Source organism: Staphylococcus sp. AC872 (genome assembly GCF_979255425.1).
The window spans coordinates 1-17,248 of the sequence record NZ_CEEDKW010000006.1; the positions used below are offsets into that span (position 1 = coordinate 1).

The following is a 17,248-nucleotide window of genomic DNA, read 5'->3' on the forward strand; positions in this document are numbered from 1 at the left end:
TCTACAGACAATGCAAGTTGGGGATGGACAACGATAAAGAAATACTTTTTCTTTAGAAATTAGTATTTCTTATGCATAAGTTTCACTCATGTATTCCTATTTTAAAGTACATATTAGCTGTGGCTAATGCGTAAGAACCACTTCATATTCAATGGTTAGTGGTTCTTTATGATTTCTGTCCCACTCCCCTTTCTGCATATTGATTTTTCCTTATAACCTATCAGGTATATCCGTAATAATGCCATCAACATGTAAATCTATGAGTTTCCTTGCTTCTTTAGAATCATTGACAGTATATGGCATCACTTTTAAATGTTCAACATGTGCTTTTTCCATAAAATGTTTATTAACAATGCTGTAATTAGGATTAATATAGTTAGCAATTTCTGCAATTGCTTTAAAATCAGGTGATTTATACCAATATTTTTTCTTACTAATTAATACACCTAGTTCATATGGAACATTCATTTGTGCTAATTTATTTATACTTTCAAAATCAAAAGATTGTAATATAACTTTAGACGATGGAACATGATAATCTTTAAGTTTATCTACAATCATTTTTTCAATTCCAGGGTATTGGCTAGGCTTTTTAATTTCAATTAGCAACTTTTTAGAACTTTTAGAATGTATGTCTAATACTTCATCGAATGTTGGGATTTGTTCGTCTTTAAAACGCTTATCATGATAAGAACCAAAATCAAATTTTTTTAATTGTTCTAATGTATAATCTTTAACTTTACCCTTTCCATTAGATGTACGATCAATCGTATCATCATGAATGACAACTAGTTGTTTGTCCTTTGTAAAATGTAAGTCAATTTCTAACATATCAATGGGTAATGCTAACGCGTGTTGGTACCCTATTAATGTATTTTCAGGATAGTCTTGTGGTAATCCACGATGAGCTATTAACTGATATGATTGATTTGAACGTTCATTCGACATGAAAGTCACCTTTCTTTTCATCTGATTAATAATGTTCTAAACTTAAATTACCATAATGACACAGGAGGTCAATCTAAATGGTTCAACATGACTTTAAAGTTCAAACCACTTGGCAAGGTGGTAGAAATGAAGTAGGAGAAGTTATTGGTGATGTGATTAATGAACAAATTTCTATTCCTTCGTCTTTGGAAGGTACTGGTATAGGTACTAATCCTGATGAACTGTTAGTTAGTGCAGCATCATCTTGCTATATTATTTCCTTGGCAGCAACACTTGAAAGAGCTGGTTATAAAGACATTTCAATTACACAGCAATCCATCGGCAATGCTGTATTTGAAAATGCAAAATTCAAAATGACATCCATCACACATTATCCAGAAATCAAAGTGGCAGACAATGATAAAGACAATTTAGAAAAACGATTACCAAAATTATTGAAAATTGCTGATAATAATTGCATGATTTCTAACTCAATTAAAAACAATGTTATCGTCAAGATAGAACCAACTGTAAAATAACTTTCAAGCTATCAGATATAGGGCAATAATTTCTAAACTCTGATAGCTATTAATTTCACCTTTTAAATTTTCAGAATATTTGTTAAAATAGTTGAATATTACACTTGGAGGAATGACTTATGCATTATTATCAACCCCTTTTACTTACACCTGGACCAACCCCAGTGCCAGATGAAATTATGTCTCAAATTCAATTACCTATGGTAGGTCATCGTTCATCTGATTTTGAAACAATCGCCGAAAATGCCTACAGTGGCTTAAAACCAATATTCGGTGCCCAAAATGATGTCTTGATATTAACATCGAGTGGCACGAGTGTATTAGAAGCAAGTATGTTAAATATCGCTAATCTTGAAGATCATATTGTCATTATTGTATCCGGCGCCTTTGGTAATCGTTTCAAACAAATAGCTGAAACATATTATAAAAATGTCCATATTTATGATGTTACTTGGGGCGAATCCGTTGATATCAATTCTTTCTTAGATTATCTCAAAAGTTTAAATGTCAAAGTCACTGCTATTTTCACACAATTTTGTGAAACCTCAACTGGTGTATTACACCCGATTCATGAACTTGGACAAACAATTAAATCATATGATTCAGATATCTATTTTGTAGTCGATGGCGTAAGTTGTATTGGTGCTGTTGATGTCGACTTGGTCAAAGACCATATCGACGTTTTAGTGTCAGGTAGTCAAAAAGCAATAATGTTACCACCAGGTTTAGCTTTTGTCGCTTATAATAACAGAGCAAAGTCAAGATTTAATGAAGTGACTACACCAAGATTTTATCTTGATTTAAACAAATACGTAGATGCATCTACGAAACACTCTACACCTTTCACACCTAATGTATCGTTATTTAGAGGTGTAAATGCTTACGTCGATTTAGTAAAACATGAAGGTTTGAACCATGTTATTCAACGTCATTATATGATTCGTGACGCACTATGTGTTGCACTTAAAGCACTTGACCTAAAATTATTAGTTAAAGATGATGTAGCTTCCCCCACTGTTACAGCATTTATTCCAAATTCCAAAGATGAATTGGCATTGATTAAAAATCAACTTAAATCTAGATTTAATATTACTATTGCTGGTGGTCAAGGACATCTTAAAGGTGAAATACTTAGAATTGGTCATATGGGGAAAGTCTCACCATTCGATATTCTATCCGTTGTTTCTGCCTTAGAACTTATTCTTACTGAATATAGAAACGCAAATTATATTGGTAAAGGTGTAACAAAATTTATGGAGGTAATTCAGCATGAGTCATAAAATTTTAGTTTCTGATCCAATTTCAGATGAAGGTATTAAAAGTTTATTAGAACATCCTGATTTTGACGTCGATATTTATACTGATTTAACTGATGAGGCTTTAGTAAAGATAATTCCACAATATGATGGATTAATAGTGAGAAGCCAAACGCAAGTCACAGATCAAATCATTACAGCTGCATCAAATTTAAAAGTAATTGCTAGAGCAGGTGTCGGTGTCGATAATATTAATATAGAGGCTGCAACATTAAAAGGCATTCTAGTCATCAATGCACCTGATGGCAATACTATCTCAGCAACTGAACACTCCATTGCAATGATTTTAGCTATGGCTCGTAATATACCACAAGCCCATCAATCTCTTAAATCTGGAAAATGGGATAGAAAAGCGTTTCGCGGAACAGAATTATATAAGAAAACATTAGGTGTTATAGGTGCAGGTCGTATTGGGTTAGGCGTAGCCAAGCGTGCACAAAGTTTTGGAATGCAAATATTGGCATTCGATCCTTATTTAACAGAAGATAAAGCTAAATCATTAGATATTCAACTAGCTACTGTAGAAGAGATTGCCTCAAAGTCAGATTTTGTAACCGTTCATACGCCATTAACACCTAAAACAAAAGGTATTGTTGGCGAGAACTTCTTTAATCTTGCTAAACCTAATTTACAAATTATTAATGTTGCCCGAGGAGGCATAATTGATGAAGATGCACTTATCAAGGCCTTAGACCAATCTCAAATTTCAAGAGCTGCCATAGATGTATTTGAGCATGAACCGCCTTTAGATTCACCATTAATTAAACATGATAAAATTATAGTGACACCTCACTTAGGTGCATCTACTGTTGAAGCGCAAGAAAAAGTAGCTGTCTCTGTTTCAAATGAAATCATTGATATTTTAACAAAAGGTACCGTAGAACATGCGGTTAACGCACCTAAAATGGACATGAATGAGGTTGACCAAAATGTTAAAGATTACTTATCATTAGCCACTACTATTGGGGAATTCGGTATTCAACTCTTAGAAGGTGCACCAAGTGAAGTTACGATTACTTACGGTGGAGATGTAGCAAAAATAGATACAAGCCTCATCTCAAGAACCGTAGTGACGCATATTTTAAAAGATGACTTTGCAGATGAGGTCAATATTATCAATGCTTTAGCTTTATTAAATCAGCAAGATGTGACCTATCATATTGAAAAAAATAAAAATGAATCAGGTTTTAGTAACTATATAGAATTGTCATTATCTAATGATAAAGACACAATTAAAATCGGCGGTACGGTTTTATCAGGCTTTGGACCAAGAATTGTTAGAATCAATAATTTCTCATTAGATTTCAAACCAAGTCAATATCAAATAGTAACATGTCACAATGATCAACCAGGTATAGTTGGTAAAACAGGCAATTTATTAGGAAATAAAGGTATCAATATTGGTTCAATGACATTAGGCAGAACGAATGAAGGTGGTCAAGCACTCATGATATTATCTATTGACCAACCAGCATCACATGCACTTGTTGCTGAACTTAACAATGCGATACCATTTAATAAGATTATAAGCACTAAATTAACTCTGTAACACAATAAAAGCTACAGAATATATGAGTGAAGACTTTCCATCATCTCTTTTATATTCTGTAGCTTTATTATTATAATAATATGTCTCTTATATTCCCTACGTGATTAACAATATAATCGGCACCGTTATTTTCTAATTCTTTCTTAGCATTTTCACCTTTTAATCCAGTTAAAGTTCCTATAAATGTAGCGCCAATTTTCTTCGCACTTAATAAATCTGCTAGTGAATCACCTACAATAAATACTTCCTCTTTTTTAACTATATTATTTTGATGAGTTATATATTTGAAGTATTCCTCTTCCTTATTTCCATTTAATGTTGCAATATAACTAAATGGATTCGGCTTCCCTAAAGGTTTGTATTCAGGAAACATCGTTTCAGATTTTAATACTTCACTTGCTGTCACAATATTCATTTCGTCAAAATATGATAGTAGATTCAGTGATTCGAATGGCACGAGTGTTTCCGTTCTTGGTCTACCTGTAGCAATTGCAATTTGATAGCCACTATCTTGCAAATCATTTAATAGATGTTGAATCTCTTTAATAGGACGTAATAAAATTTCATGATGAATAAAACCACTTTTATTATCTTTGTATGGTTCATAACCTTCAACATCTTTAAACAATGCTGACCCTAAATACCATTCTTGATATATTGATTGTGTTAATTGCCAAAGTGGACTTTTAAATTCAAAGAATGAAACTTGATTTGTATTTAATTCATTTCTTGCATAATCTTGTAAACGAGTGAAGATATTAGACTTCCCGCTTTCCACATGTTCTAAAAATTTAAGTGGCAATGGGTAATCAATCTGATCATCGAACTTTATCAATTGGCCTATTTCTTGTAATAGATTACCACTAATCTGTTGATACTGAAGTATCTTTTCAACTTCATTAGATGATAGTTCTTTTAATATTTGAATAAAATGTAAACTAAATACAATATATAGCATATCCCAATTAGAGTTTAAACCAAGTGATTTCAACTTTTTTAAAACTTCATCATTGACGAATATATCCGATCTAATTCGAGCAATGTCTTCATTTTTAAGTAGACTTAGATCTATGTCAGGTTTTAAACCTAAATACATTTGATCCATAAGTAACTCATAGACTGTTAAAGCTGACACATCAAAGCAACGTTCTTCACTTAAAAATACACCATCCACATCAAACAATACTGATTTCATCTACAAACTCCCTTTCAGAAAATTCTGATACTATATAATATACATGTTGAAAATAAATAGAGCAAATTCATCATTTGAATTTGCCCTACAGTATTAAAAAATATTATGCTTCCATTTGCTTCTCTATCTCGTCTGCAACTTGCTGCACATGAGTACCAATGATGACTTGAGTAGAATGTTTACCACTCTTAGTCACACCTACAGCACCTGCGTTTTTAATTTTTTGTTCATCAATGATAGCATTGTCTTCAAGCTCTAATCTGAGTCTTGTCGCACAATTTGTCAATGTTGTAATATTTTGAGCGCCACCCAAACCATCAAGAATTTGTGCAGCTGATTTACTATATTTACTTCCACTACTTTGTTTAGTATCAGCATTTTCTTTTTCAATAGCATCCTCATCAGTTGGATCAACTAATTCATTGTCACCTCGTCCAATTGTATTTAAATTAAAGACCTGTATTACAAATCTAAAGATGACATAATATAAAATGAAGAATACCACACCCTGAACTAATAGCATTAAAGGATGATTGGCTACAGGATTAATTAGAGATAACACATAATCAATGAGTCCTGCACTAAATGAAAATCCTGCTGTCCAGTGGAAAGTAGCAGCAATAAATAATGATAATCCAGTTAACAATGCATGAATAACATATAATATAGGTGCAACAAACATAAATGCAAATTCAATTGGCTCTGTAACACCTACGAAAAAGGCAGCAATCGCACTTCCTAGGAACCAACCATATACTTGTTTTTGTTGAGATGTTTTAGCTGTATGATACATTGCTAGTGCTGCAGCAGGCATACCGAACATCATAATTGGGAAGAACCCTGCTTGGTAACGACCAGTAATACCATGTACAGCATCTTTACCTGTTTGGAACTTACCAATATCATTGATTCCAATTGTATCAAACCAAAATACTGTATTTAATGCATGATGTAAACCCGTTGGAATTAATAAACGGTTGGCTACACCATAAATAAATGCGCCAAATGGCCCCATACCTACAATCCAAGTACCAAACGTCACAATAGCATTATATACAACTGGCCATACAAATAATAGAATAACAGCTATAAATGTACAGAAAAATGCGGTTAGTATAGGTACCAGACGTTTACCACTGAAAAATGATAATGCGAGTGGTAACTCTGTCTCACTAAATCGATTATAGGTATAAGCCGCAATAAGACCAATAATGATACCAACAAATACGTTGCCGTTATCCATCTTGTCAAATGCTTCACCTAATGAAGATGGCTTAACATGCAATATTGGTGCTAATTTATCTGGTGATAATACTTTGGTTACTACAAAAAAGCCTAATGCTGCAGCTAATGCGACTGCACCATCATTCTTCTTTGCCATACCTATTGCAACACCTATAGCAAATAATATACCTAGTTGCTCAAGAATAGTAGTTCCTACTGCAACAAAGAATTGAGCCACTTGAGGTAAGGCATGCAAAGCGTTAAGCGCGTTACCTATACCAACAATAATAGCAGCAGCTGGTAATACAGCAACTGGTAACATAAGTGAACGACCTAAATTCTGAAAAAATTTAAACATGTAACAATCCCCCTTTATTTTTGTTGAATGATTAAATGACAATTTTTAACTGCTCATCTTTATCATCCAATTAGTAAATTTATATGTATGAAAAAATGATGTAAATCACTGTCATATCAACTTATATCCTTACATATTGTATCAGAATCAATAGATAATTAAAATTGCATTTTCATGCTAATTATGAACTTTTCAAGTTTTTTATTTTTTCAAATTTGACAGAATAACACATCTATTAAAACTCACATTGAAATAAAAGTAATTATGATATTTTATACTAATCTATTTATAACAAATTAAGCAAAATATGTTATACACAACTTTTTGATTTTTTGATAAAATGAGGCCAATCAATAAGGAGGTTGAGCTATATGAAAAAGATTTTAGTATTAATTTCAATTTTAAGTGTATTATTAGTAGCATGTTCAAGTAGCCCTACTAAAAAGGCTGAAGGTAAATGGCAAAATGAGAATGGTGATATTATCACTATTAAAGGTGAATCGCTTAAAGTCACAACTGACGGTGAAACTGCAGAAGGATCAATAAAAGATGATAAAGACCATAAAGACCTTGCAAAAATTAATTTGGGCGGTTCAACTGGTTATTTAAAAGTTGGTAAAAAGGCGATTTACGCGTTAGAAAAACCGGATGAAAAACCCGATGATAGTGAGAGAAAATTCGAGAAAATCAAACAATAAAATTAATGCCCGTTAATATCGAATCTTGATTTTAACGGGCATGATATATACTCATTATTTTACTTTTTTTGCTTTGACAACTTCTTCGTCAGAACCTGCCTTTAACTTTAATTCTAATGTATCATCTTCTAGCTTATAGTCTATTTTCATTGGATGATTTTCATAATATATTGTTATGATTTTATCATCTTTATTAATTTTACCATTCAAGACGCCTTTTTCATTTTCATTAGAAATCTCAAACTTATCGTTTTTCTTAATTTCTATTGTCCCTCCGTTGTCTTTCACCTTATATTTACCATAGATTTGATTACCACAAGCTGTTAATAAAAATACCATTGTAAGTGTAACCACTATTATTTTCTTCATACTGTTAACACCTTTCAATATACAATTGAGTGAAATTCTTTTTCTACCACAAAATTAAATTACTCTTTTTTCAATTCAATTTTTTCATCATCTTTATCTGGATTAATTAATATGAGTTTATCCCCTTTAACTTTATAATCAAATTTCATGGTTTCACCCTGCACATCAAATGACATTGTTTTTTTATCTTTGTCAATTCGCCCTTCAACATTTCCATCATTTTTTTCTACTCCGAAAATACCACCATCATTTTCTAGTGATTTTAGATGTAAAGTTGCACGATCACTATCTTTACTTGCTTTAATGCTCATTTCATCATTTTTATATGTACCATCTACTTTACTACCGCATGCTGCTAACAAAATAAGCATGCCTAAACATAATACAATTATTCTTTTCATTTAAAATGTCCCCCTAAAATTTAAAATGTTTTGTACTTCATAACAATGATGGAGGACACATATTGTCTATTTACTTATACATTAAAAAACATATTAAAAAGGTTGGATATGATTCAAATATTTCATTGAATCCCTATCCAACCTTAATGTTTAATTATAAATTTTTAGCTAATTCATTTAATTCTTTTTGCAATGCTGTTGTTTGGCGTTCGATTTCTTTTGTTAAGTAATCTACTTTTTCATTTCTTTTTAAGTCTTTTGGTAAATTACTTGTATCAATAGGTTCACCAAACTTTATTAATGCTTGCCCAGTAACGAGCCCATGTAATTTTTTTGGACCTACATATGCTGCAGGTAATATAGGTGCTTTACCTAACATGGCTATTGTTGCCGCACCTCGTTTTAATGGTGCACCTTCTGCAGATGTTCTATGACCAGTTGGGAATATGCCAACTGTTTTGTTTTCTTTTAATAATTTAATCGGTCTTTTTAATGTACTTGGCCCTGGATTTTCTCTATCAACCGGAAATGCATTTAATGCAGTTAAAAATTTACCGCCCCATTTATTACTAAATAGTTCTTTTTTAGCCATATAATGAATTTGGTTTGGATAAATAGCCATACCTAACATAATCACTTCGTTATAACTTTCATGTGTACAAGTCACAACATATTGATTGTCTTTTGGTATATTTTCTTTACCTATAACAAATAAAGATTTACCTAACTTTACTAAAATAAAATACAAGATACTACTAATCACTTTATACATAGTTACACCTACTCTTATTGTTTTCTATTTAACATTTAGATTTTATCATTTACATACTTGTTGAACAAGATAAGCATGAAATAAGTCTAAAGTCTGATTGCAGAAAACTAGCGTTTTTGTGAAAAAAATTACATAATTATATTGTGAGAAAAATTAATTGGAGGTCAAATATGTCAGATTATACACAAATGAATCAATCCTTTGATTCTAACAATCAGCCATCTCGATATAATAAACCTAAGTTTCCTTGGTTTAAAACTATACTCGTTGCATTAATAGCAGGTATCATAGGTGCATTACTTGTATTGGGTATTGGTAAACTACTAGATCATACCATTTTCAATCAAAATGGTGCCACTGTTAATGAAGCTTCTAATAGTAAAGGTGGTAACCAATTGGATGGTAAAAGTGATAAATATAGTTCAGTTCATGAGATGATTAAAGATGTATCACCAGCAATTGTAGGTGTTATTAATATGCAAAAGTCAACGAACTTGGACGATTTACTGAATGGAAAGACATCTAAGCCTGAAGAAGCTGGTATTGGATCAGGAGTTATCTATCAAATAAGTGATGGTTCAGCATATATCGTTACCAATAATCACGTTATCGATGGTGCTTCTGAGATTAAGGTTCAGTTACACAATTCTAAACAAGTTAAAGCAAAATTAGTTGGTAAAGACGCAGTCACTGATATTGCCGTATTAAAAATTAATAATACGAAAGGTATCAAAGCTATAGACTTTGCTAATTCATCTAAAGTACAAACAGGTGATAGTGTATTTGCTATGGGTAACCCTCTAGGCCTAGAATTTGCTAATTCAGTTACTTCAGGTATTATTTCAGCAAATGAACGTACTATTGATGCAAATACCACTGGTGGAAATACAAAAGTAAATGTACTTCAAACTGATGCAGCAATTAACCCTGGTAACTCTGGAGGTGCCTTGGTAGATATCAACGGTAATTTAGTTGGCATAAACTCTATGAAAATAGCCTCAGAACAAGTTGAGGGAATTGGATTCGCTATACCAAGTAACGAAGTCAAAGTTACCATTGAACAATTAGTTAAACACGGTAAAATAGAACGCCCTTCTATAGGTATCGGATTAATTAATTTAAGCGATATTCCAGATTCATATAAGAAGGAATTAAATACGGATAGTCAATCTGGCGTATATGTAGCTAAAGTTGATCATGATAGTGACTTGAAAAAAGGAGATATTATCACTAAGGTAGACGGAAAATCAGTAAAAGAAGACACAGATTTACGAACATACCTATATGAGAATAAGAAACCAGGTGAACACGTTAAATTGACGATTATTCGAGATGGTAAAACTGAAACAATCGATGTGAAACTGAAGAAACAAGTTCAGACTTCTTCAGAAAAACAAAGTCAATTTGCAGAATAAATAAATAACAGGTATGGATGAAATTAGTTTTCATCCATACCTGTTTTATTTTCACCTAAGTAATAAGTTGGAATTAAAATGAGTATAATCGCAATCATTGAAACTAGAAAACCTTCATGAAAGCCCACAATTGAATGACTCATTTCATGATGAATATGTCTCATGGATAAATTAGAAGCTACAACAGTTGCTATGATTGCTGTACCAAAACTTGCACCGATATTTTCAATCATGTTAATTCCTACGCCAGCTTCAGATAACTGATTCTGAGAAACACCTTTGTAGGCATCGGCCATTAAACCTAAATTGATACCACCAACACTACATCCACGAATAAATAAAATGAACGACAACCATGCAATAGATGATTCATCATCAACAAATATCAATGGAATTGTGCCTAGAATAGCAATCACGATACTAATATATATAACTTTTTTGGCCCCTATCCGGTCAATAGATGTTCCGATATATGGTCGTGTGATTAACATACCTATGCCTTGAGGAATTAGCGCTAGTGCTGCACCAATAGCGGAGTAACCTTTAAATTCTTGAAAGTATAAAGGTAGAATAACCATCGGCCCCATAATGCCTACATTAGCTAATAATAATCCTGTCATAGAGGCTGAATACGTTTTACTTTTAAACAAATTTAAAGGTAGTACCGTATTAAAATGGCATAGTTTGTTATAAAAAATATAAACAACAATAGCTGCCACTCCAATGCATATAAATGTCATAACTTTACTATCCATAAATGAACCTATCGTCCCAGCTAGACTGATACCATAAATCAATGTTGCACTCGTAATGCCTAATAAGAGAATTCCACATATATCTAATTTTTTATGCTTATCAAATGGTTTGAATGATGGTACATATTTCATCATGAGTAGTACAGAAATGAGTGAAACTACTATGTTAATAAAAAACATCCACCGCCATGAGGCTAAATGAATAATAAATCCACCTAATGTAGGGCCGAGAATTGGTCCAAAGATCATAGGTGTACTGACGATTGCCATAACCTTCCCTATATGATCTTGTCCAGCAGTCTTTACCAGTAAGGTAAACATAAGTGATGTAATAACTCCCGCACTAAATCCTTGAAAGATTCTAAATAGAATAAATATACTCACTGACGAACTGATTCCTACAAATAATGAAGTAATACCAAAAACTAGCATAGCTATAATAAAAGTATATTTACTATTAAAATGATTCATTAACCACCCTGAAAAAGTAATAGCTATAGCAAGTGCTAAAATATATCCAGTAATTCCCCATTGAACGATATCTATATTAGTATGAAATGTTTGATTAAGTTGTTGTATACCAATATTAATCATAGTTGAATCTAACATAGGTGCAATGGCTCCAATCGCTATTGCCCATGCCGCATTCATTGTTTCTTTTGGTATCTGATGTTGTGTCTCTTTCATTGACCAAAACGTCTCCTTTTTTGTTTCTTCGTCAACAAATTTACACCCTTTTAGTTTCCTTGTCAACAAAATGCCAATAAAAAAAGTACTCTAAAATTAATTAGAGCACTTTTTTCGAAATATCATACTTAATGTTGTAGTCTTTTATTTTTAATTTCTTTATCCAAATGTTGATTATACTTTTCTATAAAATGTTGAATGCTTTCGAACTCTTGTTGTGTTAAACTTTCAAAAACGTCTTGATCTCGTGCATCAAATTTTGCATGAAGTTGTTGATGTGTGTGATATACTTGTTGTCCTTTAGGCGTAAGTCGAAAATAAATTTCTTTTTTGTTATGCTCATTTTGATAACTTTCAACTAACTTTTTAGATTGTAATCGTTTCGTTAATTTACTAATTGCACCTCTAGTCATAAATAGCTGTTCCGTTAAACTTCTAACGTTAGGATTATCTAATTCGTGTATCGCTTCAATGCAATGCACTTCACTAGACTTATAATCTTTTAATGCCTCTTGCATTTCACTTTTATTTAACCACGCTATTTTATTAAACATATTGCGTAACCCTGTCATGATGACTTCTTCTTTATTCACACTTTACCTCCTACACACAACATATTACAACTATTATTTGTAGTTAACCATGAAGTATTTCTTTTTACCTCTACGAATAATCGTAAACGCACCTTCGATTTTATCTTCATCAGTTAATTCGTAGTTAACATCTTGTTGGCGTTCACCATTAATATATATCGCACCATTATTAACATCTTCACGGGCTTGACGTTTAGATGATCCAATCCCTGTTTCAATCAATGCATCAATAATATTAGTTGTATTCTTAGATAATTCAACTTGAGGTACGTCTTTAAAACCTTCTTTTAATTCTTTCGCTGATAAAGATTTTAAATCCCCGCTAAATAATGCTTGTGAAATTCTAATCGCATCATTCAGGGCATCCTCACCATGGATAAAACGTGTCACATTTTCAGCTAAAGCTTTTTGAGCTTCACGTTTGTGAGGTGCTTCTTCTTTAGATTGTTCTAACTGATTGATTTCTTCTTTACTCAAGAATGTAAAGTATTTTAAGAACTTGATCACATCTTCATCTGATTGATTAATCCAAAATTGATAAAATTCATATGGGCTTGTTTTATCAGCATCTAGCCAAACAGCACCTGATTCTGACTTTCCGAATTTCTTGCCATCAGATTTTGTTACTAAAGGAATTGTTAATCCATAAGCTTCAGTTTGGCCATACATACGTCTCATCAATTCGATACCACTTGTAATGTTACCCCATTGGTCTGAACCACCGACTTGAATTTTACAATTTAATTCACGATTCAAGTGACCGAAATCGATAGCCTGTAAAATAGTGTACGTAAATTCAGTATATGAAATACCATGTTCTAAACGAGTTTGAATAGAATCTTTACCTAACATGTAATTGACACCGACATGCTTACCATAATCACGTAAAAAACTAATTAATGAAATTTGACCTAACCAGTCTTTATTATTTACTAATACTGCTCCTTTATCGGTACCAAATTCAAATAATTTATGCATTTGATTACTAATACCCTGCACATTGGCTTCTACTTGTTCTTCTGTTTGTAACACACGTTCTTCTGATTTACCTGATGGATCTCCAATCATACCTGTACCGCCACCGATTAAAACAATTGGACGATGGCCGTGTTCTTGGAAACGTCTTAATGTTAAGAATGGAAGTAAATGACCAATATGTAAACTATCAGCAGTTGGGTCTGCACCGCAATAAAGCGTTACTTGTTCTTTATTTAATAATTCCTCTATTCCCGCTTCATCTGTTTGTTGATAAATCAAGCCACGCCACTTTAAATCTTCTATTAATGCATTTGTCATATTTCTCTTCCTCCTATATATTATGTATTTTCATAAGTTAAGATGAACGTAAAACTTAGAATTAAAGACCAATTCTAGAAATTTGTATAAGTATGATTGATAGATTTATTTAATCAACAAAAAAGCACCCTTACATCATATTTACATGTAAGGGCGCAATTGCACGGTACCACCATACTTGAATTAAAGGTATATATAGATTAAATAATGAAATCCATAAACACTCTCTTATCTCTTTACTAATGATACGTTCATTAATCAAACGTCAGACTGTTATATAAGGTGTATTCACTAGTTAGATCATGTTAGTTCTCAGCAACCACTAACTCTCTAAAAAATCTCTAAAAAGCTACTTGTCCTTCATCTGAAACTTATGTATTTGCCATTAATTATAGTTAACATTATTTTAAAAGTCAACTTTACGACTATGGTATAATAGGTCTAAATAAAGGAGGTTTGCTATGGATAATATGAAGAAACAACAACATGATAAAATGTTTCGATTTGAAAAGTATTATAAGCAACTCAAACATATCATCGTTTCCATTTTTCTAATTGGTTTAATGTTTACGATTATTATCTTGTTAGCAGCCATCATATATTTTCATCAATTGACTAAAGAAGCTTCATCTATAAGTGACGACGCACTTAAACATAAAGTAATTCACTTTGCTGGTGATGACCTAATTAATTATAAAAATAATGATATTTTAGACGAATATGATCATTCTTTAAACTCATTAATTGTTGGTCCAAAACATGTTAGTCCAGAGGTCATTAAAGCATTAACCTCTTCAGAAGATACTTTATTCTTCCAACATAATGGAATTTTACCTAAGGCCATTATACGAGCAATGTTTCAAGACATATTGCAAAATGACCAAAGTTCCGGTGGCAGCACGATAACACAGCAATTAATTAAAAACCAAGTACTTTCTAATGAAAAAACTTATAGTCGAAAGGCTAATGAAATTATATTAGCACAAAGACTTGAACGTATAATGTCTAAAAAAGAAATTATTTATACGTATTTAAATATTGTACCTTTTGGTAGAGATTATAACGGTGCCAATATAACAGGTATCTCTTCAGCGTCTTATAGTTTATTTGGGATTCCACCTAAAGATTTAAATATTGCTCAATCAGCATATTTAATCGGCTTATTACAAAGCCCTTATGGTTATACACCCTACGAAGAAAATGGTAATTTAAAACCAGATAATCAAATAGATTATAGTATTCAAAGACAACATTATGTACTTAAACGAATGTTAGTAGAAGAAAAAATATCTAAAAGTGAGTATAGAGAAGCATTAAAATATCGTATTAAATCACATTTACTTACAAAACCCAATAAAAATGCAAGTTAAACAGCAAAACCCGGTAATAATCATTACCGGGTTTGTTAATTAAATTTAGAATAAGCCTACTGCATGTCCATCATCTGTAACATCCATATTTAATGCTGCTGGCTTTTTAGGTAAACCAGGCATTGTCATAATTGCACCTGTTAATGCAACAATAAATCCTGCACCTGTTTTCGCTTCTAATTCACGAATTGTAATTTCAAAATCACTTGGTGCACCTAAAGCTGTTTGATCATCGCTAAATGAGTATTGCGTTTTAGCCATACAAATTGGATAATGGTCCCAACCATTGTCTTTAAATTGTTTTAATTGTTTTTGAGCCTTACTTGAGAATGTTACTTTTGAACCACCGTAGATTTCTTTAACGATTGTTTCAATTTTATCTTCTAAAGGTTGATTCAATTCGTAAAGTGGTTTGAAGTTTTGAGGTTGATCAATAACTTCTAATACTTCGTTAGCAAGATCAACGCCACCTTTACCACCTTTTTCCCAAACTTCAGTCAATGCAATTCTTACGCCATTTTCTTTAGCCCAAGATTTAACAAATTCAATTTCTGCGTCTGTATCATGAATAAATGCATTGATAGCTACAACTGGTTCTACACCAAACTTCTTAATATTATTTACATGACGTTCTAAGTTAACAATACCTGCTTTAACAGCATCTACATTTTCTTCTTTTAAATTATCTTTCGCAACGCCACCATGCATTTTTAAGGCACGCACAGTAGCTACTACAACTACAGCTGATGGCTCGAAACCTGCTTCACGCGCTTTGATATCCATGAATTTCTCAGCACCTAAATCAGAGCCAAATCCAGCTTCAGTAACTACAATATCAGCTAATTCACGTGCAGTTTCTGTCGCTAAAATAGAGTTACATCCATGTGCGATATTAGCGAATGGTCCACCGTGTACAAGTGCTGGTGTTCCCTCAATTGATTGTACTAAGTTAGGTTTAATTGCATCTTTTAAAATCATTGCTAAAGCACCTTCAACTTTTAAATCAGCAACAGTCACAGGCTTACGATCACGTGTATAACCAATTGTGATTTTACTAATTTTTTCTCTTAAGTCTTTAATGCTTCGGCTAAGACATAAGATAGCCATAATTTCGGATGCAACTGTAATATTAAAGCCGTCTTCACGTGGTACTCCATTTGTCGGACCACCCAGACCAACATTAACATGACGTAAAGCACGATCATTCATATCTAATACTCGTTTCCATTCAATACGACGTTGATCGATGCCCAATTCATTACCTTGATGTAAGTGGTTATCGATAAATGCTGATAATGCATTATTCGCTGTAGTAATCGCATGGAAGTCACCGTTAAAGTGTAAATTGATATCTTCCATAGGTAATACTTGTGCATATCCACCACCAGTAGCACCACCTTTAATACCAAATGTTGGTCCTAATGCTGGTTCACGTAATGCTACCATGACATTCTTTTTTAATTCATGAAATGCATCTGATAGACCAACTGTAACTGTCGATTTACCTTCCCCTGCTGGTGTTGGACTCATTGCTGTTACTAATACAACTTTACCCTTATTATCTCTAGGTTTTATTTGGTTAATATCAATTTTAGCTTTGTAATGTCCATATTGCTCTAAGGCTTCTGCTGGAATCCCTGCCTCTTTAGCTATTTCACTAATAGGTCTAATTTTTGATTGATTCGCAATTTCTAAATCTGATAAATGTGCCAACTTATTTCAACCCCTTGTAAATAATATAAATAGAAAAATAAGTGTAAGAATGTTTGATATGTAATGACTCT

Annotated in this window: 16 protein-coding genes; 6 read left to right on the forward strand and 10 right to left on the reverse strand. The window is 32.4% G+C overall.

Annotation, left to right across the window (positions count from 1 at the left end; translation table 11 throughout):
* Positions 1–210: 210 nt before the first annotated feature.
* On the reverse strand, positions 211–948 hold the full coding sequence (locus ACZ267_RS09680) for a glycerophosphodiester phosphodiesterase (protein WP_079449148.1): 738 nt from the start codon (positions 946–948) through the stop codon (positions 211–213).
* Positions 949–1,025: 77 nt separating this feature from the next.
* Between ACZ267_RS09680 and ACZ267_RS09685 the strand changes: the two genes are divergently transcribed.
* From ACZ267_RS09685 to serA, 3 genes are all read left to right on the forward strand, one after another.
* Entirely contained in the window at positions 1,026–1,466 is a 441-nt protein-coding gene (locus ACZ267_RS09685) for an OsmC family protein (protein WP_015364905.1), read from the forward strand.
* A 119-nt stretch (positions 1,467–1,585) separates the two neighbouring features.
* Positions 1,586–2,746: a pyridoxal-phosphate-dependent aminotransferase family protein gene (locus ACZ267_RS09690; protein ID WP_079449149.1), complete on the forward strand. Its 1,161-nt coding sequence runs from the start codon at positions 1,586–1,588 to the stop codon at positions 2,744–2,746.
* Entirely contained in the window at positions 2,736–4,331 is a 1,596-nt protein-coding gene (gene serA, locus ACZ267_RS09695) for a phosphoglycerate dehydrogenase (protein ID WP_002467161.1), read from the forward strand. Before ACZ267_RS09690 ends, serA begins: the two co-directional genes overlap by 11 nt.
* Before the next feature lie 70 nt (positions 4,332–4,401).
* Here the strand turns inward: serA and ACZ267_RS09700 are convergent, their stop codons facing one another.
* Positions 4,402–5,526: an HAD family hydrolase gene (locus ACZ267_RS09700; protein WP_002467167.1), complete on the reverse strand. Its 1,125-nt coding sequence runs from the start codon at positions 5,524–5,526 to the stop codon at positions 4,402–4,404.
* Between the two features lie 103 nt (positions 5,527–5,629).
* Positions 5,630–7,108 (reverse strand): N-acetylglucosamine-specific PTS transporter subunit IIBC, encoded by a 1,479-nt coding sequence (gene nagE / locus ACZ267_RS09705; protein ID WP_002467165.1) that lies wholly within the window; start codon positions 7,106–7,108, stop codon positions 5,630–5,632.
* A gap of 371 nt (positions 7,109–7,479) precedes the next feature.
* Between nagE and ACZ267_RS09710 the strand changes: the two genes are divergently transcribed.
* Complete coding sequence (locus tag ACZ267_RS09710) at positions 7,480–7,806, forward strand: DUF2147 domain-containing protein (RefSeq protein WP_002467164.1); 327 nt, start codon at positions 7,480–7,482, stop codon at positions 7,804–7,806.
* A gap of 54 nt (positions 7,807–7,860) precedes the next feature.
* Here ACZ267_RS09710 and ACZ267_RS09715 read toward each other — a convergent pair whose 3' ends face one another.
* The 3 genes from ACZ267_RS09715 to ACZ267_RS09725 form a co-directional block, all read right to left on the reverse strand.
* Complete coding sequence (locus ACZ267_RS09715) at positions 7,861–8,175, reverse strand: hypothetical protein (protein WP_015364903.1); 315 nt, start codon at positions 8,173–8,175, stop codon at positions 7,861–7,863.
* 59 nt (positions 8,176–8,234) lie between these two features.
* Positions 8,235–8,576, reverse strand: a complete 342-nt coding sequence (locus ACZ267_RS09720) for a hypothetical protein (RefSeq protein ID WP_015364902.1) — start codon at positions 8,574–8,576, stop codon at positions 8,235–8,237.
* 154 nt (positions 8,577–8,730) lie between these two features.
* Positions 8,731–9,348, reverse strand: a complete 618-nt coding sequence (locus tag ACZ267_RS09725) for a lysophospholipid acyltransferase family protein (protein WP_015364901.1) — start codon at positions 9,346–9,348, stop codon at positions 8,731–8,733.
* Between the two features lie 188 nt (positions 9,349–9,536).
* On the opposite strand from ACZ267_RS09725, the gene ACZ267_RS09730 reads away from it, so the two are divergent.
* Positions 9,537–10,763, forward strand: a complete 1,227-nt coding sequence (locus ACZ267_RS09730; protein WP_370657650.1) for a S1C family serine protease — start codon at positions 9,537–9,539, stop codon at positions 10,761–10,763.
* Positions 10,764–10,786: 23 nt separating this feature from the next.
* Here the strand turns inward: ACZ267_RS09730 and ACZ267_RS09735 are convergent, their stop codons facing one another.
* The 3 genes from ACZ267_RS09735 to tyrS all read right to left on the reverse strand — a co-directional run bounded on the left by ACZ267_RS09735 (position 10,787) and on the right by tyrS (position 14,094).
* Complete coding sequence (locus ACZ267_RS09735; protein WP_079449150.1) at positions 10,787–12,205, reverse strand: DHA2 family efflux MFS transporter permease subunit; 1,419 nt, start codon at positions 12,203–12,205, stop codon at positions 10,787–10,789.
* A gap of 128 nt (positions 12,206–12,333) precedes the next feature.
* Positions 12,334–12,798, reverse strand: coding sequence for a MarR family winged helix-turn-helix transcriptional regulator (locus ACZ267_RS09740; protein ID WP_002467411.1), 465 nt, complete (start codon positions 12,796–12,798; stop codon positions 12,334–12,336).
* A 33-nt stretch (positions 12,799–12,831) separates the two neighbouring features.
* The gene (gene tyrS / locus ACZ267_RS09745; protein WP_002467407.1) at positions 12,832–14,094 is read right to left on the reverse strand and encodes a tyrosine--tRNA ligase; all 1,263 of its coding nucleotides are present in this window, start codon (positions 14,092–14,094) and stop codon (positions 12,832–12,834) included.
* 461 nt (positions 14,095–14,555) lie between these two features.
* Here tyrS and ACZ267_RS09750 point away from each other — a divergent pair, with 461 nt between their 5' ends.
* Entirely contained in the window at positions 14,556–15,464 is a 909-nt protein-coding gene (locus tag ACZ267_RS09750; protein ID WP_002467399.1) for a transglycosylase domain-containing protein, read from the forward strand.
* Positions 15,465–15,509: 45 nt separating this feature from the next.
* Here the strand turns inward: ACZ267_RS09750 and ACZ267_RS09755 are convergent, their stop codons facing one another.
* Positions 15,510–17,177: a formate--tetrahydrofolate ligase gene (locus tag ACZ267_RS09755; protein ID WP_015364899.1), complete on the reverse strand. Its 1,668-nt coding sequence runs from the start codon at positions 17,175–17,177 to the stop codon at positions 15,510–15,512.
* Positions 17,178–17,248: the final 71 nt, after the last annotated feature.